At 73.3% G+C, this 20,566-nt stretch carries 19 protein-coding genes and 2 tRNA genes; 19 read left to right on the plus strand and 2 right to left on the minus strand.

Translation table 11 applies throughout. The features are described from left to right. Positions 1-11 precede the first annotated feature (11 nt). From OG294_RS27500 to OG294_RS27550, 11 genes are all read left to right on the plus strand, one after another. Positions 12-815: a TIGR03936 family radical SAM-associated protein gene (locus tag OG294_RS27500; RefSeq protein WP_327069216.1), complete on the plus strand. Its 804-nt coding sequence runs from the start codon at positions 12-14 to the stop codon at positions 813-815. A gap of 423 nt (positions 816-1,238) precedes the next feature. Continuing rightward, positions 1,239-4,760 (plus strand): Rne/Rng family ribonuclease, encoded by a 3,522-nt coding sequence (locus OG294_RS27505; RefSeq protein ID WP_327069217.1) that lies wholly within the window; start codon positions 1,239-1,241, stop codon positions 4,758-4,760. A gap of 229 nt (positions 4,761-4,989) precedes the next feature. After that, positions 4,990-5,304 (plus strand): 50S ribosomal protein L21, encoded by a 315-nt coding sequence (gene rplU, locus OG294_RS27510; protein ID WP_327069218.1) that lies wholly within the window; start codon positions 4,990-4,992, stop codon positions 5,302-5,304. Between the two features lie 16 nt (positions 5,305-5,320). After that, entirely contained in the window at positions 5,321-5,578 is a 258-nt protein-coding gene (rpmA, locus tag OG294_RS27515) for a 50S ribosomal protein L27 (protein WP_030309712.1), read from the plus strand. Between the two features lie 98 nt (positions 5,579-5,676). Then, positions 5,677-7,167, plus strand: coding sequence for a GTPase ObgE (obgE, locus tag OG294_RS27520; RefSeq protein WP_327069219.1), 1,491 nt, complete (start codon positions 5,677-5,679; stop codon positions 7,165-7,167). A gap of 129 nt (positions 7,168-7,296) precedes the next feature. Next, on the plus strand, positions 7,297-8,421 hold the full coding sequence (gene proB / locus OG294_RS27525) for a glutamate 5-kinase (protein ID WP_327071692.1): 1,125 nt from the start codon (positions 7,297-7,299) through the stop codon (positions 8,419-8,421). A 58-nt stretch (positions 8,422-8,479) separates the two neighbouring features. Further along, positions 8,480-8,932 carry a hypothetical protein gene (locus OG294_RS27530; RefSeq protein WP_327069220.1) on the plus strand — a complete coding sequence of 151 codons (453 nt, stop codon included), beginning with the start codon at positions 8,480-8,482 and terminating at the stop codon, positions 8,930-8,932. Positions 8,933-9,007: 75 nt separating this feature from the next. Continuing rightward, positions 9,008-10,300, plus strand: a complete 1,293-nt coding sequence (locus OG294_RS27535; RefSeq protein WP_327069221.1) for a glutamate-5-semialdehyde dehydrogenase — start codon at positions 9,008-9,010, stop codon at positions 10,298-10,300. A 71-nt stretch (positions 10,301-10,371) separates the two neighbouring features. Beyond that, positions 10,372-10,965, plus strand: coding sequence for an SCO2584 family spore wall biosynthesis protein (locus OG294_RS27540; protein WP_327069222.1), 594 nt, complete (start codon positions 10,372-10,374; stop codon positions 10,963-10,965). 94 nt (positions 10,966-11,059) lie between these two features. After that, positions 11,060-12,136 (plus strand): SCO2583 family membrane protein, encoded by a 1,077-nt coding sequence (locus tag OG294_RS27545; RefSeq protein WP_442789229.1) that lies wholly within the window; start codon positions 11,060-11,062, stop codon positions 12,134-12,136. A gap of 108 nt (positions 12,137-12,244) precedes the next feature. Beyond that, positions 12,245-13,684, plus strand: coding sequence for a DUF2079 domain-containing protein (locus tag OG294_RS27550; RefSeq protein WP_327069224.1), 1,440 nt, complete (start codon positions 12,245-12,247; stop codon positions 13,682-13,684). 6 nt (positions 13,685-13,690) lie between these two features. On the opposite strand, the gene OG294_RS27555 is transcribed toward OG294_RS27550, so the two are convergent. Further along, positions 13,691-14,776: a M48 family metallopeptidase gene (locus OG294_RS27555; RefSeq protein ID WP_327069225.1), complete on the minus strand. Its 1,086-nt coding sequence runs from the start codon at positions 14,774-14,776 to the stop codon at positions 13,691-13,693. A gap of 217 nt (positions 14,777-14,993) precedes the next feature. Here OG294_RS27555 and OG294_RS27560 point away from each other — a divergent pair, with 217 nt between their 5' ends. The 8 genes from OG294_RS27560 (at position 14,994) to OG294_RS27595 (ending at position 19,557) form a co-directional block, all read left to right on the plus strand. Then, the gene (locus tag OG294_RS27560; protein WP_327069226.1) at positions 14,994-15,137 is read left to right on the plus strand and encodes a hypothetical protein; all 144 of its coding nucleotides are present in this window, start codon (positions 14,994-14,996) and stop codon (positions 15,135-15,137) included. Positions 15,138-15,297: 160 nt separating this feature from the next. Further along, on the plus strand, positions 15,298-15,444 hold the full coding sequence (locus OG294_RS27565) for a hypothetical protein (RefSeq protein ID WP_327069227.1): 147 nt from the start codon (positions 15,298-15,300) through the stop codon (positions 15,442-15,444). 129 nt (positions 15,445-15,573) lie between these two features. After that, positions 15,574-16,197 (plus strand): nicotinate-nucleotide adenylyltransferase, encoded by a 624-nt coding sequence (gene nadD, locus OG294_RS27570; protein WP_327069228.1) that lies wholly within the window; start codon positions 15,574-15,576, stop codon positions 16,195-16,197. Between the two features lie 27 nt (positions 16,198-16,224). Continuing rightward, the gene (locus tag OG294_RS27575; RefSeq protein ID WP_327069229.1) at positions 16,225-18,042 is read left to right on the plus strand and encodes an LCP family protein; all 1,818 of its coding nucleotides are present in this window, start codon (positions 16,225-16,227) and stop codon (positions 18,040-18,042) included. Between the two features lie 118 nt (positions 18,043-18,160). Next, on the plus strand, positions 18,161-18,616 hold the full coding sequence (rsfS, locus tag OG294_RS27580; protein WP_327069230.1) for a ribosome silencing factor: 456 nt from the start codon (positions 18,161-18,163) through the stop codon (positions 18,614-18,616). Beyond that, positions 18,613-19,260: a histidine phosphatase family protein gene (locus OG294_RS27585; protein ID WP_327071693.1), complete on the plus strand. Its 648-nt coding sequence runs from the start codon at positions 18,613-18,615 to the stop codon at positions 19,258-19,260. The genes rsfS and OG294_RS27585 overlap by 4 nt, the downstream gene beginning before the upstream one ends. A 114-nt stretch (positions 19,261-19,374) precedes the next feature. Beyond that, positions 19,375-19,447 (plus strand) — tRNA-Ala (locus tag OG294_RS27590). Positions 19,448-19,484: 37 nt separating this feature from the next. Then, positions 19,485-19,557: transfer RNA gene (locus OG294_RS27595), tRNA-Ala, on the plus strand. Between the two features lie 61 nt (positions 19,558-19,618). Here the strand turns inward: OG294_RS27595 and OG294_RS27600 are convergent. Next, a complete protein-coding gene (locus OG294_RS27600) occupies positions 19,619-20,536 on the minus strand; it encodes a helix-turn-helix transcriptional regulator (RefSeq protein WP_327069231.1) in 918 nt (305 codons plus the stop codon). Positions 20,537-20,566: the final 30 nt, after the last annotated feature.

A 20,566-nucleotide genomic window follows, 5' to 3' on the forward strand; every position in this document is an offset into this window, starting at 1 on the left:
CCGCGCCGACGGTGCAGCGCATTCGACTGCGCTACACCAAGCGGGGCCGTCTGCGCTTCACCAGCCACCGCGACTTCCAGCGCGCCTTCGAGCGGGCCCTGCGCCGATCCGCCGTTCCGATGGCGTACTCGGCCGGGTTCACCCCGCATCCCAAGGTGTCCTACGCCAATGCCGCCCCGACCGGGGTGGCCAGTGAGGCGGAGTATCTGGAGATCGGCCTGGCCGACTTCCGGGACCCGCAGGCGCTGCGCGCCCAGCTGGACGAGTCGCTGCCGACCGGGCTGGACATCGTGGACGCCGTCGAGGTGCGCACCCCGAACTTCGTGGAGCGGCTGGAGGCCTCCCTCTGGGAGCTGCGGTTGCCGCAGGTGACCGAGGAGGACGCGGGCCGGGCGGTGGAGCTGTTCCTGGCGGCCGAGCGGGTCGAGGTGCAACGCCAGACGAAGAATGGGCTAAGGGTCTTCGACGCGCGCGAGGCCGTCGCCCGGCTGGAACTGGTTCCGGCGCAGGTCGGCGTTGGTCCGCTCGGGGAATCCACAGCCACCTCCGATGTTCGTACCGGTCAGGCCTGTGCGATACTGCGCCTGGTAGTACGACACGCCACACCCGCCGTACGACCAGACGACGTTTTGTCCGGTCTCCGGGCGACGGCTGACCTGGCGCTGCCGGTCCCCGCAGAGGTGACCAGGCTGGCGCAGGGGCCGCTCGACGAGGAGATCGGCACGGTGACCGACCCGCTGGCGCTCGACCGCGCTGCGGCCCCGGCCGTCCTTACTGAGGCGGCCGTTGAGCCGCAGTCCGCAGCGTCCGCCTAGCGGGCGGAGGCGAGGACCGGATTAACCGCCCGGTGCTGCGCGCTCCAGGCCCCCGCGGCTCCCCAGGGGAGCGAGCGTCGTCGCGCACAGGCCACTTCTGTGGTGGCCCCTCGACCCGCCGGGTCGGCGGGCCCCAGGAGAACCACGCCGCCTTCGGGCCGGTGGGGCCCGCCCCGGGAGCCACCCTGGGTTGTGGGGCCGCGCAGCTTGGGAAAACCTGAGAACACTGGCCAGACCAGAAGACTTTTCGACACCCCGCACCGTGCGGGGCGCCGAGCGAGACTACGAGCCCCTGTGCGGCCTCGCGTTCGCACGGCGGCACCGTGGAGAGTCGGCCTGGGCGCCGAAGCGCCCCGGGCCGGCCACCGGTGCCCGGCCGTGCCTGGATGCGGAGCCCGGGGGCCTGACGGGAGATCCACCCGCATGCCTGAGAACAACGAATCACAGCGAGACGAAGCAGCACAGAACAGCGGCGAGCCGAGCGGCGACGCCGCGCCGCCGCGCCGCCGGCGCCGCGCCGTGTCGCGCCCGGCCGGCACCCCGCAGGGAGCGGCCTCCGAGAGTGCCGAGACGGTCATCCCGGTCGAGGCCGTGACCGCGTCCGCCCCCGCCGCCGAGCCCGTGCAGGCCGAGGCGCCGGTGCGGGCGCGCCGGACCCGTAAGCGCGTCGAGGCGCCGGTGGCCAGCCCGGCCGCCGCCGAGGAGGCTCCGGCCGCTGAGGCGCCGGTGGCCGAGGAGCCGGTGGCGGAGAAGCCGGTGCGGGCGCGTCGCACCCGTAAGCGGGCCGAGGCGCCGGTGGCCAGCCCCGCTGCCGCCGAGGAGACCCCCGCCGAGGAGGCCCCGGCCGCTGAGGCGCCGGTCGCCGAGGAGCCGGTGGCGGAGAAGCCGGTGCGGGCGCGCCGGACCCGTAAGCGCGTCGAGGCGCCGGTCGCGACCCCCGCTGCCGCCGAGGAAGCCCCGGTCGAGGAGGAGCCCGCGGCCGAGGAGGAGCCGGCCGCCGAGGAGCAGCCCGCCGCCCCGGCCCCCGAGGCCGAGCAGCACACCGAGGCCCCCCGGGCCCGCCGTCGCGCCGTGCGCCCGGCGACCGCGGTCTTCCAGGCTCCGGTCTTCCAGGAGCCCACCGCCTACGTGGCCCCCGCCACTGCCCAGCAGCCGGCCGCCGCGCAGGCCCCGGCGCCCGCCGAGCCGGTGGCCGCCGCCGCGCCCGCCGCGTCCACCGAAGACGACGAGTACGAGTACAGCGGCGTCGGCCGCCGCCGCCGCGGGGGCCGCCAGCCGGTCCGGATCGGCACCGGTGCCTCCGGCCGCTCGACCGCGCAGAGCCGCAGGGCCGCGGTCGCCGCCGTCACCGCCACCCCGCCGCGCCCGGCCGCCGTGGAGACCCCCGCGCAGGCTCCGGCCCCCGCGGCCGCTGACCTCGAGGCCACCGCCGCGCCCGCCCAGGGCCCCGAGCAGGAGAGCGACTGGGAGGAGGACGGCCGTCCGTCCTCCCGCCGCCGCCGTCGGGGTGGCCGTCGCCGCCGTCGCGGGGAGGCCGAGGAGTTCGAGACCGAGGGCCAGGAGAACGAGCAGTCCGCCGCGGCCGCCGTCGCCGAGCCCGCCGCGGCTGCCGGACCTGCCGCAGCTGCCGAGCTCGCCGAGGGCGCTGAGCAGGACGAGGACGACGAGGACGACCTGGCCGGTGGCCTGGCCTCCTCCCGCCGCCGTCGCCGCCGTCGCCGCCGCAGCGGGGACACCGGGGTCGAGGTCGCCGAGACCGCCGACGAGGACGGTGTCCGCACGGTCGTGAAGGTGCGCGAGCCGCGCCGCCGCTCCACCGAGCCGTCCTTCGACCCGGACGAGGTGCAGTCCATCAAGGGCTCCACCCGCCTGGAGGCCAAGAAGCAGCGCCGCCGCGAGGGCCGCGAGCTGGGCCGCCGCCGGGTGCCGATCATCACCGAGGCCGAGTTCCTGGCCCGCCGCGAGTCGGTCGAGCGCGTGATGGTGGTCCGCCAGAACGGCGAGCGCACCCAGATCGGCGTCCTGGAGGACGGCGTCCTGGTCGAGCACTACGTCAACAAGGAGCAGGCCACCTCCTACGTCGGCAACGTCTACCTGGGCAAGGTCCAGAACGTGCTGCCGTCGATGGAGGCCGCTTTCGTCGACATCGGCAAGGGCCGCAACGCGGTGCTCTACGCCGGTGAGGTCAACTTCGGCCAGCTCGGCCACAGCGGTCCGCGCCGGATCGAGTCGGTGCTCAAGTCCGGCCAGTCCGTGCTGGTGCAGGTCTCCAAGGACCCGATCGGCCACAAGGGCGCCCGCCTGACCAGCCAGATCTCGCTGCCCGGCCGCTACCTGGTCTACGTGCCCGAGGGCTCGATGACCGGGATCAGCCGCAAGCTGCCGGAGAACGAGCGCGCCCGCCTGAAGCAGATCCTCAAGAAGATCGTGCCGGACGACGCGGGCGTCATCGTGCGCACCGCCGCCGAGGGCGCGAGCGAGGAGGAGCTCACCCGCGACGTGCAGCGTCTGCAGCAGCAGTGGGAGGAGATCCAGAAGAAGGCGGCCGGCGGCAACGCGCCGACCCTCCTCTACGGCGAGCCGGACATGACCGTCCGGGTGGTCCGCGACATCTTCAACGAGGACTTCAGCAAGGTCATCGTCTCCGGCAACGACGCGTGGAACACCATCCACGAGTACGTCGGCGGCGTGGCCCCCGACCTGGTGGACCGGCTGCAGAAGTGGACGTCCAACGTCGACGTCTTCGCCACCTACCGGATCGACGAGCAGCTGATGAAGGCGCTGGACCGCAAGGTCTGGCTGCCCAGCGGCGGTTCGCTGGTGATCGACCGGACCGAGGCGATGGTCGTGGTCGACGTCAACACCGGCAAGTTCGTCGGCCAGGGCGGCAACCTCGAGGAGACCGTCACCCGCAACAACATCGAGGCGGCCGAGGAGATCGTCCGCCAGCTGCGGCTGCGCGACCTCGGCGGCATCATCGTGATCGACTTCATCGACATGGTGCTGGAGTCCAACCGCGACCTGGTGCTGCGCCGCCTGCTGGAGTGCCTGGGCCGGGACCGGACCAAGCACCAGGTGGCCGAGGTCACCTCGCTGGGCCTGGTGCAGATGACCCGCAAGCGGGTCGGCCAGGGCCTGCTGGAGTCCTTCTCCGAGTCCTGCGTGCACTGCAACGGGCGCGGCGTGATCGTCCACATGGAGCAGCCGACCGCCCCCGCCGGTGGCGGCGGCCCGGTGGGCACCTCGGGCGAGAGCACGAGCAAGCGCCGTCGCCGTGGCAAGGGCGGGGCCGGGCCGGAGGAGCCGCAGCCGTTCCTGGTCGAGGACCAGGCGGCCGCCGAGCACGAGCACGAGGAGTTCGAGCTGGTCGCTCCGGAGGCCCCGGCTGCCGAGGCCGCGGTCGTCGAGGCCCCCGAGGCCGAGGCCGCCGAGCCGGTCGCCGAGGCTCCGGCCGCCGAGCAGCCCAGCCTGGTGGAGATCCCGGCCGCCGCCCCGGCTGCCGGGCGCACCCGCCGCCGGGCGGTGCGCAAGGCGACCGCGTCGGCCGGTACGCCGGGCGAGGCCGAGATCGTGGTGCTGCAGTCGCGCGCCGAGGCCGTCGTGGAGGCCGCGCTGGCCGCCGCCGCCCCGGTGGTGGCCGAGCAGCTCACCGAGGCCGCCGAGGAGGCCGTCGAGGCCGAGCAGGCGCCCGTCGAGCAGGCCGCGTCCGACGAGGCCCCGGCCGAGGGTGCCGAGCCGGCCGCCGAGGAGGAGGCCGCGCCGAAGAAGCGCGCTCCCCGCAAGGCCGCCGCCAAGAAGACCACTACGGCCAAGAAGACCACCGCCGCCAAGAAGACGACGGCGACGGCGGCCAAGAAGACCACCGCCCGCAAGACCGCGACCAAGCGGACCAGCGCGGCGGCCAAGAAGGCAGCCGCTGCCGAGGGTGATTCGGCGGCGGAGTGACCCAGGACGCGGGGTGGCCATGGTCACCCCGCGTCCCGTACGGCCGGTTTGCCCAGCGGGCTCGCGGTCCGTATTCTTGACCTTCGGCGTGTCTACGCCACGCTCCCGAGCACATCACCTCCCGCCTCGTTCACGAATTCGTTCGCGAGAAGGGTGGGGGAGGCCGCTGTGTCCATACCCAGTGGCTGGCATCGAGAGTTCCGCACCGAGCAAGGAAAGCAGGTACCGCATGTACGCGATCGTTCGCGCCGGCGGCCGCCAGCACAAGGTCGCCGTGGGCGACGTGCTGGAGATCGACCGTGTTGACGTCAAGCCGGGTGACTCGGTGGAGCTCTCGACCATCCTGGTCGTCGACGGCGAGGCCGTCACCTCCGACCCGTGGGTGCTGGCCGGTGTGAAGGTTCACGCCGAGGTCGTCGACCACACCAAGGGCGACAAGATTGTCATCCTTCGGTACAAGAACAAGACCGGCTACCGTCGGCGCCAGGGTCACCGCCAGCGCCACACCGCCATCCGCATCACCAGCATCGACACCGCGAAGTAAGTAAGGGGATAGCGAGATGGCACACAAGAAGGGCGCAAGCTCTACCCGCAACGGTCGTGACTCGAACGCCCAGCGCCTCGGCGTGAAGCGCTTCGGCGGCCAGGTCGTCAGCGCCGGCGAGATCCTCGTCCGCCAGCGCGGCACCCACTTCCACCCGGGTGCGGGCGTCGGTCGCGGTGGCGACGACACCCTGTTCGCGCTGACCGCCGGTGCGGTTCAGTTCGGCACCCGTCGCGGCCGCAAGGTCGTCAACATCGTGGCCGTCGAGGCCTGATCCAGCTCTTCCGCTGGATCCTGTGCAGGGTGGATCGGGTCTCTCCGGTCCACCCTGCACGCTTTTCTCCACCCTGTCGCTAACTGGAGGCACACCCCATGACCACCTTCGTGGACCGCGTCGAACTGCACGTCGCCGCGGGTAACGGGGGCCACGGCTGCGCCTCCGTGCACCGGGAGAAGTTCAAGCCGCTCGGCGGACCGGACGGCGGAAACGGCGGGGAGGGCGGCAGCGTCACCCTCGTGGTCGACGCCAACGTGACCACCCTGCTCGAGTACCACCATTCGCCCAAGCGCAAGGCCCAGAACGGCAAGCCGGGCGCGGGCGGCCACCGGACCGGGGCCACCGGCGAGAGCATCGTGCTGCCGGTGCCGGACGGCACCGTGGTGCTCGACCGGCAGGGCAATGTGCTCGCCGACCTGGTCGGCCACGGCACCAGCTTCATCGCGGCCGCCGGCGGCCGCGGCGGCCTGGGCAACTCGGCGCTGGCCTCGGCCCGCCGCAAGGCTCCCGGTTTCGCCCTGCTCGGTGAGCCGGGCGAGGTCCGCGACATCGTGATGGAGCTCAAGTCCGTCGCCGACGTCGCCCTGGTCGGTTACCCGAGCGCGGGCAAGTCCTCGCTGATCTCGGTGCTCTCCGCCGCCAAGCCGAAGATCGCGGACTACCCGTTCACCACGCTGATCCCCAACCTCGGTGTGGTCACCGCCGGCGACAACGTCTACACCATCGCCGACGTGCCCGGGCTGATCCCCGGCGCCAGCCAGGGCAAGGGCCTGGGCCTGGAGTTCCTGCGCCACGTCGAGCGCTGCTCGGTGCTGGTGCACGTGCTGGACTGCGCGACCCTGGAGCCCGGCCGCGACCCGCTCACCGACCTGGAGACCATCGAGGCCGAGCTCGCGCAGTACGGCGGCCTGGAGGACCGGCCGCGGCTGGTGGCGCTGAACAAGGTCGACGTCCCGGACGGCCAGGACATCGCCGACCTGACCCGTGCCTCGCTGGAGGAGCGCGGCTACCGCGTCTTCGAGGTCTCCGCCGCCTCCCGCTCCGGGCTGCGCGAGCTGAGCTTCGCGCTGGCCGGGATCGTCGCCGAGGCGCGGGCCGCCAAGCCGGTCGAGGAGTCGACCCGGATCGTGCTGCGGCCCAAGGCCGTGGACGACGCGGGCTTCACCGTCACCGAGGAGGACGGCGCCTTCCGGGTGCGCGGCGTCAAGCCGGAGCGCTGGGTGCGCCAGACCGACTTCAGCAACGACGAGGCCGTCGGCTACCTGGCCGACCGGCTCGCCCGCCTCGGTGTCGAGGACCAGCTGTGGAAGGTCGGCGCCCACGAGGGTGACACCGTCATCATCGGTCCCGACGAGAACGCGGTCGTCTTCGACTGGGAGCCGACCATGGCCGCCGGCGCCGAGATGCTCGGCCGCCGCGGCGAGGACCACCGCTTCGAGACCCCGCGCCCGGCGGTCGACCGCCGCCGCGAGAAGGCCAAGGGCCGGGACGCCGCCGAGGACGAGTTCCTCGCCTTCGAGGCGCTCTCCTCCGGCCGCCCGTCGGCGATCGACGGCGGCGACGGTGGCGACGACGAGGACGAGTAGTCCCGACGGCTGGTCCACCGGGTGAAACCCGCTTCGGTCCGGTCCGGCCTTTCGCGTAGATTGCGCGGAGGACCGGACCGGCGCAGCGAGGATTGACACATGACCGAATCGACACCCCAGCCGGATCCGATGCTGCGTCAGGACGTCCTGTCGGCACGGCGGATCGTCGTCAAGGTCGGCTCCTCCTCGCTCACCACCGCGGCCGGCGGGCTGGACGCGGACCGGGTGGACGCGCTGGTCGACGCGCTGGCCAAGACGCTCACCGGACCCACGGCGCCCGAGGTGGTGCTGGTCTCCTCCGGAGCGATCGCGGCGGGCCTGGCGCCGCTGGGACTGGCCAAGCGGCCGGGGGACCTGGCCCGTCAGCAGGCCGCCGCCAGTGTCGGCCAGGGCCTGCTGGTGGCGCGCTACACCGCCTCCTTCGCCCGCTACGGCCTGCGGGTGGGCCAGGTGCTGCTCACCGCGGAGGACGCCAGCCGCCGCGCGCACTACCGCAACGCCTACCGCACCCTGGACCAGTTGCTGGCGATGGGCGCGGTCCCGGTGGTCAACGAGAACGACACGGTGGCCACCGCCGAGATCAAGTTCGGCGACAACGACCGGCTGGCCGCCCTGGTGGCCCACCTGGTCCGGGCCGACCTGCTGATCCTGCTCTCCGACGTGGACGGCCTCTACGACGGCGACCCCGGCAGGCCCGGCACCCGGCGGATCGCCGAGGTGCGCGGCCCGCAGGACCTCGCCGGTGTCGAGATCGGCAGCGCCGGCAAGGCCGGGGTCGGCACCGGCGGCATGGTGACCAAGGTCGAGGCGGCCCGGATCGCCACCGGCGCCGGGATCCCGGTGGTGCTCACCGCTGCCCGGCACGCCGCCGACGCGCTGGCCGGGCGCCCCACCGGCACGCTCTTCACCCGCACCGGTTCGCGCACCGCCGACCGGCTGCTCTGGCTGGCCCACGCCAGCAGCCCGCGCGGCGCCCTGCACCTGGACGAGGGCGCGGTGCGCGCGGTGATGGAGGGCGGCAAGTCGCTGCTCCCGGCGGGCGTCACCAAGGTGGACGGCGAGTTCGCCGCGGGTGATCCGGTCGACCTTCTTGCCGAAAACGGCCACATCGTCGCCCGTGGCCTGGTCAACTTTGATGCGAGGGAGTTGCCGCGCCTGCTCGGCCGGTCGACCCGGGACCTGGCCCAGGAGCTCGGTGCCGCCTACGAGCGCGAGGTCGTCCACCGGGACGATCTGGTGGTGCTGCGCGGTTGACGGCCCGTCCGGTCGCGGCGGGGCCGGGGACAATCCAGCGTCGAACAGGAGGCCGCCGGTGGCACGCAGGGGCGACCGAACGCTACCCGAGCCGACCGGGGAGGGCGGCGCCACCGTCCGCCGGCTCCACCCGGCGACCGGTGGCGCCGAGCCGGCCGAGCCCGTCGAGCAGGGCCGGCTCTGGCACGTGGTGCTCAGCGTGGCCGGCGAGGTGACGGCGCTGGCCGGCCTGCGGGCGGGCCTGGAGCGGCTCGCGCACGACCACTCGTTCTTCCTGACGGCCCGCTACGCCGCCGACCACGCCGAGATCCGCTACTGGGAGCAGGCCCGCGACCTGCACGACGCCGCGGCCATCGCGCTGCGGCTGTGGGGCGAGCACAAGGCCAGTGCCAAGCTGCCGCCCTGGGAGATCGTCGGCCTGGAGGTGGTCGACCGGGCCACCTACCACCAGCGGGTCGCCGAGGGCTTCGGCGAGCCCACCGCGCAGCTGGGCGGGGTGCACCCCTACTGAGCGGGTCCGAGAGGGTCCGTCTCACTGGGTGACGGGGCACTTTGGCGGGGCCGTCCAGTCGCTACCCTTCAGGGCATGACCATCGACAGCCCTGTCCTCGCCACCGCGCGCCGCGCCCGTACGGCCGCCGCCGCACTCGCCCCGCTGCCGCGCTCGGCCAAGGACGCCGCGCTGCTGGCGATCGCCGACGCGCTGATCGCCAGGGCCGGTGAGATCACCGCGGCCAACGCCGAGGACGTCGAGCGGGCCAGGGCGGCCGGCACCGCCGAGTCGGTGATCGACCGGCTCACCCTGACCGAGCAGCGGATCGCCGCGATCGCCGCCGACGTGCGCGACGTGGTCGGCCTGCCCGACCCGGTCGGCGAGGTGGTGCGCGGCTACACGCTGCCGAACGGCCTGGACGTGCGCCAGGTCCGGGTCCCGCTCGGCGTGGTCGGCATCATCTACGAGGCCCGCCCGAACGTCACGGTGGACGCCGCCGCGCTCTGCCTGAAGTCCGGCAACGCGGTGCTGCTGCGCGGCTCGGCCTCCGCCTACCGCTCCAACACCGCGCTGGTCGCGGTGCTGCGCGAGGCGGTCGCCGCCGCCGGACTGCCGGCCGACGTGATCCAGCTGGTCCCCGGCGAGAGCCGTGAGTCGGTGACCGAGCTGATGCGTGCCCGGGGCCTGGTCGACGTGCTGATCCCGCGCGGCGGTGCCTCACTGATCAAGACCGTGGTGGAGGGCTCCACCGTGCCGGTGATCGAGACCGGCACCGGCAACTGCCACGTCTACGTGGACGCGGACACCGACCTCGCGATGGCGGTGGGCATCCTGCTCAACTCCAAGGCGCAGCGGGTCAGCGTCTGCAACTCCGCGGAGACCCTGCTGGTCCACCAGGACGTGGCCGAGGAGTTCCTGCCGCTCGCGCTGGCCGCCCTGGCCGGGGCGGGGGTGACCGTGCACGGCGACGAGGCGGTGCTGAAGCTGGCCGCCGACTCGCCGGCGACCGTGCTGCCGGCCACCGACGAGGACTGGGCGGCCGAGTACCTGTCGCTGGACCTGGCCGCCGCCGTGGTCCCCTCGCTGGACGCCGCCGTCGAGCACATCCGCCGCTGGTCCTCGGGGCACACCGAGGCGATCGTGACCACCTCGCAGAGCGCCGCGCGCCGCTTCACCCAACTGGTGGACGCGGCCGCCGTCGCGGTCAACGCCTCCACCCGGTTCACCGACGGGGGTGAGTTCGGTTTCGGCGCCGAGATCGGCATCTCCACCCAGAAGCTGCACGCCCGGGGACCGATGGGCCTGCCGGAGCTGACCTCGACCAAGTACATCGTCACCGGTGACGGTCATGTGCGCGGCGAGGCCACCCGGACTGTCGGCGGCTGATCGGCCGACTCAGGTCAGCTCAAGTGCCGGGAGCCACAGACAAATCGCGCGCCCGGTAATACGCTGATTCCGTGGCTGAGGATCTGGGGGGCTCGCCGTATTCCGACGGCGCCGACCACGGTGGAACGGACGACGAGTTCGCCACCGTGGTCCTTGACGAGGCCTTCGTCAGATCCGCCGCCGTCCACGAACCGACCGCCCGCGAGCGCCAGCTGGCCGCCGCCGAGGCGCGCAGCGAGCCGGAGCCGGGCGGCGCGGGCCGCGGCACCGACTACGCCGCCGACCGCTTCGACGGGCTGCCGCTGGAGCTGCGCCCGCATCCGCTGGGCCTGGAGGACGACCGGATCTACACCGACCCCTGGGTCGGTTCGCACCGGGGCGTCGGGCGCCGCCGGGCGGTGCGCTGGCCCGGATACGGTCCGCGGGGCGGCGGGCGGGGCCAGATCGCGCAGCAGCGCTGGCACCGGCCGCTGGCCTGGGTGCTGGTGATCGTGATGGGCGTCAGCCTGGTGGCCGTCGCCGTCGCGGCGGTCTACCGGGGCACCGGCCAGGCGCCGGTGCGACGGCCCGAGGTCGGCACCAACCAGTCGGCCACCCCGCCGCCGCCCACGGCCGGAGCCGGCGTGCAGCCGAGCGCGGCGGCGATGTCGCTGCCGGCCGGCTGACCTCACGCGGCGCCGGGGCGTCGCAGGTCACCGCTCGGACACGTTGCGTTCCCGGGCCTCGTATCGGGCCCGCCGCGCGCTCTACCCTTGAGTCATGGGTGACCCGGGTGAGCCTCCGGAGGGTGCGCCCGAGGGCGGTTCCGGAAGCGATGACGAATACCGATCCGTCGTGTTCGACGAGTCCTTCGTCAAGGCTGCCCGGATCACCGAACTCTCGGCCAGCGAGCGCCTGAACGGCGGCGCCGCGAACGCGATCCGGCGCCGGCTCGGCCCGGGTCCGTTCGGCTCGCTGCCGCGCCAGGCGCTGACCTTGCTGATGCTCCTGGTGCTGGCCTTCACCGCCGCCGTCTACTTCGGCATCACCTCGCCGCAGCACGAGGCGGTCGGCGGCTCCGGCGCCGAGCTGACCAGCGAGCTCACCGTGCTCACCCCGGCCGCGGGCATCGTCGCGGCGGCCGACCCGAGCAGCCCGTTCGGCTCCCTCGCGGCCACGGCGGGCTATGCGGACGGCAGTGCGGGCTTCGGCCTGCCTGCCGCCGGCAGCTCCACCGCGCACTTCGGCCAGGCCCAGGTCAGCGCGGCGGTGGACCTCGTCCGGCGCTACCTGGAGGCCTCCGAGCTGGCCCCGGCGGTACTGGTGCAGGGCGAGACGACGCCGGTGCGCGCGCTGCTGGCGCCCACCGAGCAGAGCCAGTTCGACCAGAGCCTGACCGCTCCCAGCGACGACCAGCACCACGCGGCGACCGGCTGGATGGTCCGCTTCGACCCGATGCGCACCGCGCTGGCCTCGGACACCGTCAAGGTGGCCGGCACGGTCCGGGTGACCGAGGCGGACAGCGGCACCCTGGAGCTCACCAGTGACCACACGCTGGTCTACGCGGTGCGTCCGGCCGGTGCGGAGAGCAGCGGGCCGGTCAGCCTCTACACGGTCCGCCGCGAGCTGCGCTTCGATCTGAGCCGCACCGACATCGCGGCCGGCCAGCTCACCCTGGCCGACTCGGTCGTGCAGGCCGGCCCGAGCTCCTGCGGGGCGGCGCAGGCGGAGTACCTGCAGCCGCTGCCGGTCGGCAACGCCGGCACGGGCACCGCGGGTCCCGCGGTCGTCGACCCGGCCGACCGTTCCGCCCCGGCCTGGCAGAACTGCGCCGTCATGGCCGCGCCGAAGAGCTGACCGGCGCCGTCACCGAAGCGCCGTCCGAACTGTCCGGTTCATCCCAACTGAAAGAATCCTCAGCTCCGTTCAGGATTCCCTCAGCGGCACTTTCCTAGCGTCGCCGAGGTGACCACCTTTCAGCTGACGCCCCACCCGGCCCCGATCCGCAGCGCCCCGTTCGTGCACCGCCCGCGCCCGCTGCGCGGCGAGCGGCTGCTCCCGTGGCTGGTGGCCCTTCCGGTCACGCTCTTCCAGCTGGCGCTCGCCGTTCCGCGGCAGTGGCGGATGGAGACCTCCGGGTTCGACCTCGGGATCTTCGAGCAGGTGGTGCGCGCCTACGCGGGCCTGCACGCGCCGGTCGCCACCCTCAAGGGCACCGGCTACAGCCAGCTCGGCGACCACTTCAGCCCGCTGCTCGCGGTGCTGGCCCCGATCTACCGGGTGTTCCCGACGCCGGTCACCCTGCTGGTCGTCCAGGCGCTGCTGCTCGGGTGCTCGGTGCTGCCGGTCACCGCGCTGGCCCAGTCGGTGCTCGGCCGGCGGGCGGCGGTGGCGGTCGGGCTGGCCTACGGACTGTCCTGGGGCCTCTGGCAGTTGGACGAGTTCGACTTCCACGAGGTGGCGCTCGCGGTGCCGTTGATCGCCTGGTCGGTGGCCGCGCTGGCCCGGGGGCGGTGGCGGGCGGCGGTCTGCTGGGGGCTGCCGCTGATGCTGGTCAAGGAGGACCAGGGGCTGGTGCTGGCCGGGATCGGCGTCCTGGTGTTCCTGCTCGGCCGCCGCCGGCTGCTCGGCGCGGCCACCGTGGCGGTGGCCGCGCTCGGCACCGCGCTGATCGTGCTGGTGCTGATCCCCGCCGCCAACGTGCACGGCGTCTACGACTACGCGGCCAACGGGCGCTGGGACGGCGGCGACCCGCTGACCCGGCTGCTGCTGCCGATGGACAAGTGGCACACGGTGGGCCTGCTGCTGCTGCCCACGCTCTTCGTGGCGCTGCGGTCGCCGCTCGCTCTGGTGCTGGTGCTGCCGCTGGCTGGCCGGTTCTGGAGCCCGGCCCCGGTGTACTGGCACGCCACCGACCAGTACAACGCGGTGCTGATGCCGATCCTCTTCCTGGCGATGGTCGACGGGCTGCGCCGGATCAGGGCCCGCGGCCCGGGGCGGCTGGTCGCGGGGCTGGCCGGCCTGGTGCCGGGCGCGGCGCTGGCACTGGCGCTGCTGGCCGCGCCGATCCCCGACCTGTCGGGGCCGAGCCCGACGGTGGTCGCCGTCCGCGAGACGCTGGCGGTGATCCCCGACGGTGCGTCGGTGGCCGTCAGCAACCAGCTGGCCCCGCAGCTGACCGGGCGCTGCGAGGTCTCGCTCTTCCCTTACCTGACCTACCCGGGGCAGCAGGGCCCGGCCGGCCGGCCGGTGGCCGCCTGGGTGGCCGCCTTCGACCGGCCGAACGGCTTCCCCACGCCGGTGGCCCAGGAGCTGGACGCGATCGCCCAGCTGACCCGGGCCGGCTACCGGAGCGTGGCGCGCGGCGGCGGCGTCACGGTGTACCACTGGGCGGGGACGGAGTAGCCCCGGTCAGTCCTGGTCGCGCGGCTCCTCGTCCTGCGGGCCGCGCTCGCCACTGCTGCGGGCACCGGTGAAGGTGTCGCGCAGCTTGCCGCCCACCGTGCCGGCGCCGTCCGCGATGTCGCGCAGCAGGTTGAAGAGCGGGTCCTTGCTCTCCTTGATCGACTTGCCGTAGGAGTCGGCAGCCGCCCGCCACTGGTCGCCGACCGAGGCGTTCGGGTCGTCCGAACGGCGCGGGTAGGCACCGGCCATGATCGAGCGGTACTCCTCGCTCTCCGACCACTGCTTGAGCTTGGCGACCCGGACCACCGCGAACGGGTGCGTCTGCGGCAGCACCTGAAGCAGCTTCAGCACGCTGTCACGCAGGTCGCCGGCCTTCTCGTACTCCTCGGCCTGCTCCAGGAAGGCGTCCACGTTCATCTCGGCGAGGTTGTGGCCGCCGGCCAGCTTCATCAGGCCGCGCATCGCCGCCTGCGGATCCTGACCGGCCAGCAGGCCGGCCCGGTCGCAGGAGATCTCGGCCTTGCGGAACCACTCCTTGAGCGCGGTGATCAGCGCCGTGATCGCCAGGTTGCCCAGCGGGATCCAGCCCACCCGGGCGGCCAGGTTGGTGAGGATCAGCAGCATCGTGCGGTAGACCGCGTGGCCGGACATCGCGTGCCCGACCTCGTGGCCGATCACCGCGCGCAGCTCCTCCTCGTCCAGCAGCTCCACCAGGCCCGAGGTCACCACGATCACCGGGGTGTCCATCCCGATGCACATCGCGTTGACGTTGGGGTCCTGCGTCACGTACAGGTCGGGCACCTGCTCCAGGTCGAGCACGTAGGCCGCGTCCCGGACCATGTCGAACAGCTCGGGGTACTGGCGCTCGGAGGTCTTGACCGCGGTGGCCAGGAACATCAGCCGCATGCTGCGCTCGGAGACCAGGCCGGCCAGCTTCTTCAGGACCTCGTCGAAACCGGAGAGCTTGCGCAGCGCGACCAGCGCCGAGCGGTCGGCCGGGTGCTCCCAGGCCCGGGTGGAGATGTCGGGAAAGCGCCGGCGGCGACGGCTGGGGGATCCCGGGGTGCCGCTGGGCTGGGTGGAATCGGTCATGTGCTGAGTACCTCCTGCTCGACGCCGGTCCCGGCGGTGCGCCGGCCCCCGCTGCTTCGACTGCTGAACGCCTGCTCGCGCGTACTCGTCCCCGGCTCAGCGTACGACGGCGGCGCGACATCGCACCGGGGGCGGTGGGTGCTCCCGCGGGGGACCGGGTCTAGGCTGGCTTCCCGATTTGTCACCACCGTCTCCACCCTCCCCAAGGAGTCCGCCGATGTCTCATGCCGACCTGGTGAACCTGGCCGCGATCTCCAACGGCCCCGGCCCGGGGCTCTTCCTGCGCCTGATCGTGCTGGGCTCCATGGTCGGCGTCTGCCTGCTCGCCTGGATCCTGGTCCGGGCCGGCCGCAACAACTGACGCCCGGCCACCACCGCGGGCACGCCTCACCTGCCATCAGACGCGGGGAGCCGCCGCGCGGTTGCACACCCGGGCCCCGTACGATGACCCGGCGGGCCGCCCCGGCTCGCCGGGACCCCGTGTCCTGGCCACCCACCGAGTCGAGAAGGCCTTGCCGATCATGACCTCAAGCGCTCTGCCCGCCCTGACCAGCCTCGCCGAGGGCAGCAACCACCAGAGCCTGAACCCGCTGCTCACCGGTGGCAGCGCGCTGTTCATCCTCTTCCTGCTGCTCTTCGTGGTGACCCGCTTCAACCGGGACCGCTGAGTGGCGCACGCGTGCGATCAGACGCGTGCGATCAAAGGGAGCGCCCCGGGCGACGGGACGCTCCCTTCGGTGTAGGACGACGCAGGTGGCGCGACCGGGCGCCGGACAGGTCGCGTAAGGTGTCTCGGCATGGGAGAGAGCAGGCCGACGGTGGAGCCCCGGCGGCGCAAGCGGCTCGGTGTGATGGGCGGTACCTTCGACCCGATCCACCACGGCCACCTGGTCGCGGCCAGTGAGGTGGCCAGCGCCTTCCACCTGGACGAGGTGGTCTTCGTCCCGACCGGGCAGCCCTGGCAGAAGAGCGGTACGGCCGTCTCCTCGGCCGAGGACCGGTACCTGATGACGGTGATCGCCACCGCCGAGAACCCGCAGTTCTCGGTCAGCCGGATCGACATCGACCGCGGCGGCGCCACCTACACCGTCGACACCCTGCGCGAGCTGCGCGACCAGCACCCGGACGCCGATCTCTTCTTCATCACCGGCGCCGACGCGCTGGCCCAGATCCTGTCCTGGCGCGACGCCGAGGAGCTCTTCGCGCTGGCCCACTTCATCGGCTGCACCCGCCCGGGGCACACGCTGAGCGACGCCGGGCTGCCGGCCGGCGGGGTCTCGCTGGTCGAGGTGCCGGCGCTGGCGATCTCCTCCACCGACTGCCGGCAGCGGGTGGCCAAGGGCGAGCCGGTCTGGTACCTCGTCCCCGACGGCGTGGTGCGCTACATCGACAAGCGAGCGCTCTACCTGGACGCGGGCTGAGCTTGCGGAAGACCTTGTGAGGACGGCGTGACCGGAACGGCAGACCACGGCGGGCCCGAGGACGGCGAGTGGTCCACGGGGCAGTACCCGCAGCAGGCGTACCCGTACGAGCAGCAGGCCCAGCAGCAGGCCCACCAGCACCAGGGCTACAGCGGCGGCGGGCAGCAGTACGCCGGGTACGAGCAGCAGGGGTATGCCCAGCCGTACCAGGACCGGGCCTACCAGCAGCCGGGGTACCAGCAGCCGGGACACGGCGGCGGCCAGCAGCCGTACGAGCCGTCGGTCTACCAGCAGCCGGGGTACGAGCAGCAGGGGTACGGGCAGCCGGGCTACCGGCAGCAGCAGGGGTACGCCCAGCCGTACCAGGAGCAGGCCTACCAGCAGCCGTACCAGCCGCAGGCCCCCGTCCAGCCGGCGCCGGTTGCGCCGGCCCCCGCCGCGCCCGTCCAGGCGCCCGCGCCGACCGTGCCCGCGCCGCCGCGCCCCCGGCCGGCAGCAGCCGCGCCCAGCGCCGTCGCGGTGGCGCCCGAGGAGCCCTCGGAGCAGGTCGGCGGTCGCCGCGCCACCGCCAAGCCGGCCCGCGCCGGTGACCAGGACCCGTACCAGACGGGCGAGTTCACCTTCGTCGATGAGCAGGCGGAGGAGACCGAGGACGTCATCGACTGGCTGAAGTTCGCCGAGTCGCGCACCGAGCGCCGCGACGAGCGCCGCCGCAAGCTGCGCAACCGGCTGATCGGCGGGGCGGTCGCGCTGGCCCTGGTGGGCGGCGGCACGGTGGGCTACCTCTTCTACACGGGTGCGCTGGGCAACTCCCAGTCGGCGGCCGCGGCGGTCGGTTCGCGCAACGTCGTCGTGGTCCACATGCGCGACCTGCAGGGCAAGGTGAGCAGCGCGATGCTGATCAACGACGCGGCCGGGCACAAGGGCTCGATCCTGCTGATGTCGGACACCCTGCAGCTGCCCACCGGCGGGGACACGCCCACCACACCGCTCGGCAGCGCGATGGACTCGGTCGGCCCGGCCGCCACCCGCGACGCGCTGAGCAACCTGCTCGGCGCCCCGGTGGCCGGCACCTGGCGGCTGGACACCCCCTACCTCCAGCTGCTCGTCTCCCAGCTGGGCGGCATCAAGGTGGACACCAACGCGCAGCTCACCGGCCCGGACGGCAAGACGCTGGTCGAGCAGGGCAGCCAGCGCACGCTGAGCGGGCAGGCCGCGGTGGCCTACGCCACCTACCAGGCGCCGGGCGAGAGCCGCGACGCCCAGCTGGCCCGGTTCGGCCAGGTGCTCTCGGCGGTGATCGCCACCATGCCCACCACGCTCGCGGACGCCACCGACGACGTGCACCGGATGGGCGCCGTGCTCGACCCCTCACTGCCGGAGAAGGCGCTGGCCGGTCTGCTGGTCGAGCTGTCCCAGCAGTCGGCGGCCGGGCACCTCGCCACCACCACCCTGCCGGTGCAGCCGGACGGCACGCTGGACCAGGGCAAGGCCGGCCCGGTGGTCAAGGACGTGCTCGGCGGCACCGTGCACTCCGCGGCCGCCACCAGCGGCCCGGCCCGGGTCAGCATCGTGGACGCCACCGGCAGCGGTGGCAGCGCGGCCCAGGCCGCGCAGATCCAGGTGGTCGACGCCGGACTGAACTTCGTGCCCGGCGGCTCCACCGCGCCGAGCCCGCAGGCCACCACCGAGATCGACTACACCGACGACGGCCGGGCGCAGGCCGCGCAGTCGCTGGCCACCAGCCTGGGCCTGCCGACCTCGGTGGTGAAGAAGGTCAGCACCGCGCAGACCGCCGACCTCGTGGTGGTGCTGGGCAAGGACTACCAGCCGCCCAAGCAGTAGCGGGCCTGCGCGGCGATGACACGGGCACCGGCCCCGGTCGGAGAAACTCCGGCCGGGGCGCGCGTGGCGGCGTGAGATCCTGGATGAGGAAATTCATGTCATCGACCGGAAGAACACCGTGACCGCAACCGAACGCTCGCAGGAACTGATCACCGTCGCCGCCCAGGCGGCGGCCGACAAGCTCGCACAGAACGTGATCGCCTTCGACGTCAGCGACGTCCTGTCGATCACCGACGCCTTCCTGATCGCCTCGGCGGCCAACGACCGCCAGGTCAAGGCGATCGCCGAGGCGATCGAGGACGCGCTGCGCGAGCAGCTGGACGCCAAGCCGGTGCGCCGCGAGGGCGAGCGCGAGGGCCGCTGGATCCTGCTCGACTACCTGGACATCGTGGTCCACGTCCAGCACTCCGAGGAGCGCTCCTTCTACTCGCTGGACCGCCTCTGGAAGGACTGTCCGGAGCTGCCGCTGCCCGCGGACGCGATGGCCACCCGCAACCGTCCGGAGGACGCCGACACCGACGAGGCCGGCAACGCCGTCGCCGCCGGTGACTACTTCATCCAGGACTTCAGCTGACCAGCCGCGCGGGGGGACCGCGGATCGTCTTCTGGCGGCACGGCCAGACCTCCTGGAACCTGGAGTCCCGGTTCCAGGGCAGCACCGACATCCCGCTGACCGAGGTCGGCCTGGACCAGGCCAGGCGGGCGGCCCGGCTGCTCGCCGGTCTGCGGCCCGACCTGCTGATCTCCTCCGACCTGCAGCGGGCGGCGGCCACCGCGGCCGAGCTGTCCCGGGTCACCGGGCTGGACGCGCAACTGCACGAGGGCCTGCGGGAGACCTACGCGGGCAGCTGGCAGGGCCTGACCCACACCGAGATCCGCGAGCGCTACGCCGAGGAGTACGCGGCCTTCGGGCGCGGCGAGGCGGTACGGCGCGGTGGCGGGGAGCTGAGCACCGAGGTCGCCGACCGCGCGGTCCCGCCGGTGCTGGCGGCCTTCGAGAAGCTGCCCGAGGACGGCACCCTGGTGGTGGTCAGCCACGGCGGCACCATCCGCACCATGCTCGGCCATTTGCTGGGCCTGGACCCGAGTCAGTGGGAGTGCTTCGGCGGGCTGTCCAACTGCTCCTGGTCGGTACTGGGGCCGGGTGCGCGCGGCTGGCGGCTGCTGGAGCACAACGCGGGGTCGCTGCCGGAGCCGGTCATCGGCGACGACACCTGAGTCGGAGGGCGGGCGACGGCGGGATTTCGTCATTCCGGGTCTGACCAGCTAGAGTCTTCCTCGTTCGCAGGAGAGAACGCCGCCCGGAAGGGAGGCGGGAAATCCTGGGAGTGCGGGGCTGTAGCTCAGTTGGTAGAGCGCTTGCATGGCATGCAAGAGGTCCGGGGTTCAATTCCCCGTAGCTCCACTCCGCACCAGCGGTCCGCGAGGGCCGTGCGTGTCGCGGGGCTGTAGCTCAGTTGGTAGAGCGCTTGCATGGCATGCAAGAGGTCCGGGGTTCAATTCCCCGTAGCTCCACAGACCGCCGAAGGGCCGGTACCTCCAGGTACCGGCCCTTCGGCGTTTCCGCGCGCACCGCTCAGTGCTGGTGGTCGACGACGGGCGCGCCGGGGTTGGCCGTGATCCAGGCCATCCGCTCCTGGTCGACCGGGCGCTCCGGGGTGTAGGCCACCAGGTACAGCTCCGGGGAGCCCGGCATGGTCAGGTACGCCGCCTGGACCCGGATCTCGCCCACCGCCGCGTGCCGGAACACCTTCAGCGTGGTGGTGGGCGGCGCCACCTGCTGGGTCGCCCACAGCTCGCGGAACCGGGAGCTGGTCGTGCACAGCTCGCGCACCCAGCGCTCCCAGCCCGGCTCGCCGACGTGCGAGGCGTAGGCCGCCCGCATCACCCCGACCATCCGCGGCAGCTCCTCGTCACGGTTGACGAAGGGGTTGCAGCAGTCGGGCACGGTCAGCGCGCACCACATCGAGTTGCGCCTGCCGTGCGGGGCCACCGACCGGGTGGCGCCGGGGAAGAGCGCGTCGTAGCCCGCGTTGTAGGCCAGGATGTCGTACGCGCGGTTGCTGATCGCGGCGGGCATCGGGGCCAGGGCGTCCAGGACCTTCTGCAGCGCCGGGTCGGTGGCGGGGCAGGAGGCGCCCACGGTGTCGTCCGCGGGCAGGCCGGCCAGGCGGTACAGGTGCGCGCGCTGCACCTCGTCCAGGAGCAGGGCCCGCGCGATGGCCGACAGCACCTGCTCGCTGGCGTTGATCGGGCGGCCCTGCTCCAACCACGTGTACCAGGTGACCCCGACGCCGGCGAGCTGCGCCACCTCCTCGCGGCGCAGGCCCGGGGTGCGGCGGCGCAGGCCGGGCGGCAGGCCGACGTCCCCCGGCGCGACCCGGGCCCGACAGGCTTTGAGGAAGGCCGCGAGCTCCGTGCGGCGGGCGTGTGCCCGACCGCTGCCGGGGGCGGGGCCAGCGGCGTTCACGGGAGGGCTGTCGAGCACGGTCATGCGCCCATCCTGACGCAGCACCGCGGGCTT

This window comes from Kitasatospora sp. NBC_01302, assembly GCF_035976515.1.
Classification (GTDB): Bacteria; Actinomycetota; Actinomycetes; order Streptomycetales; family Streptomycetaceae; genus Kitasatospora.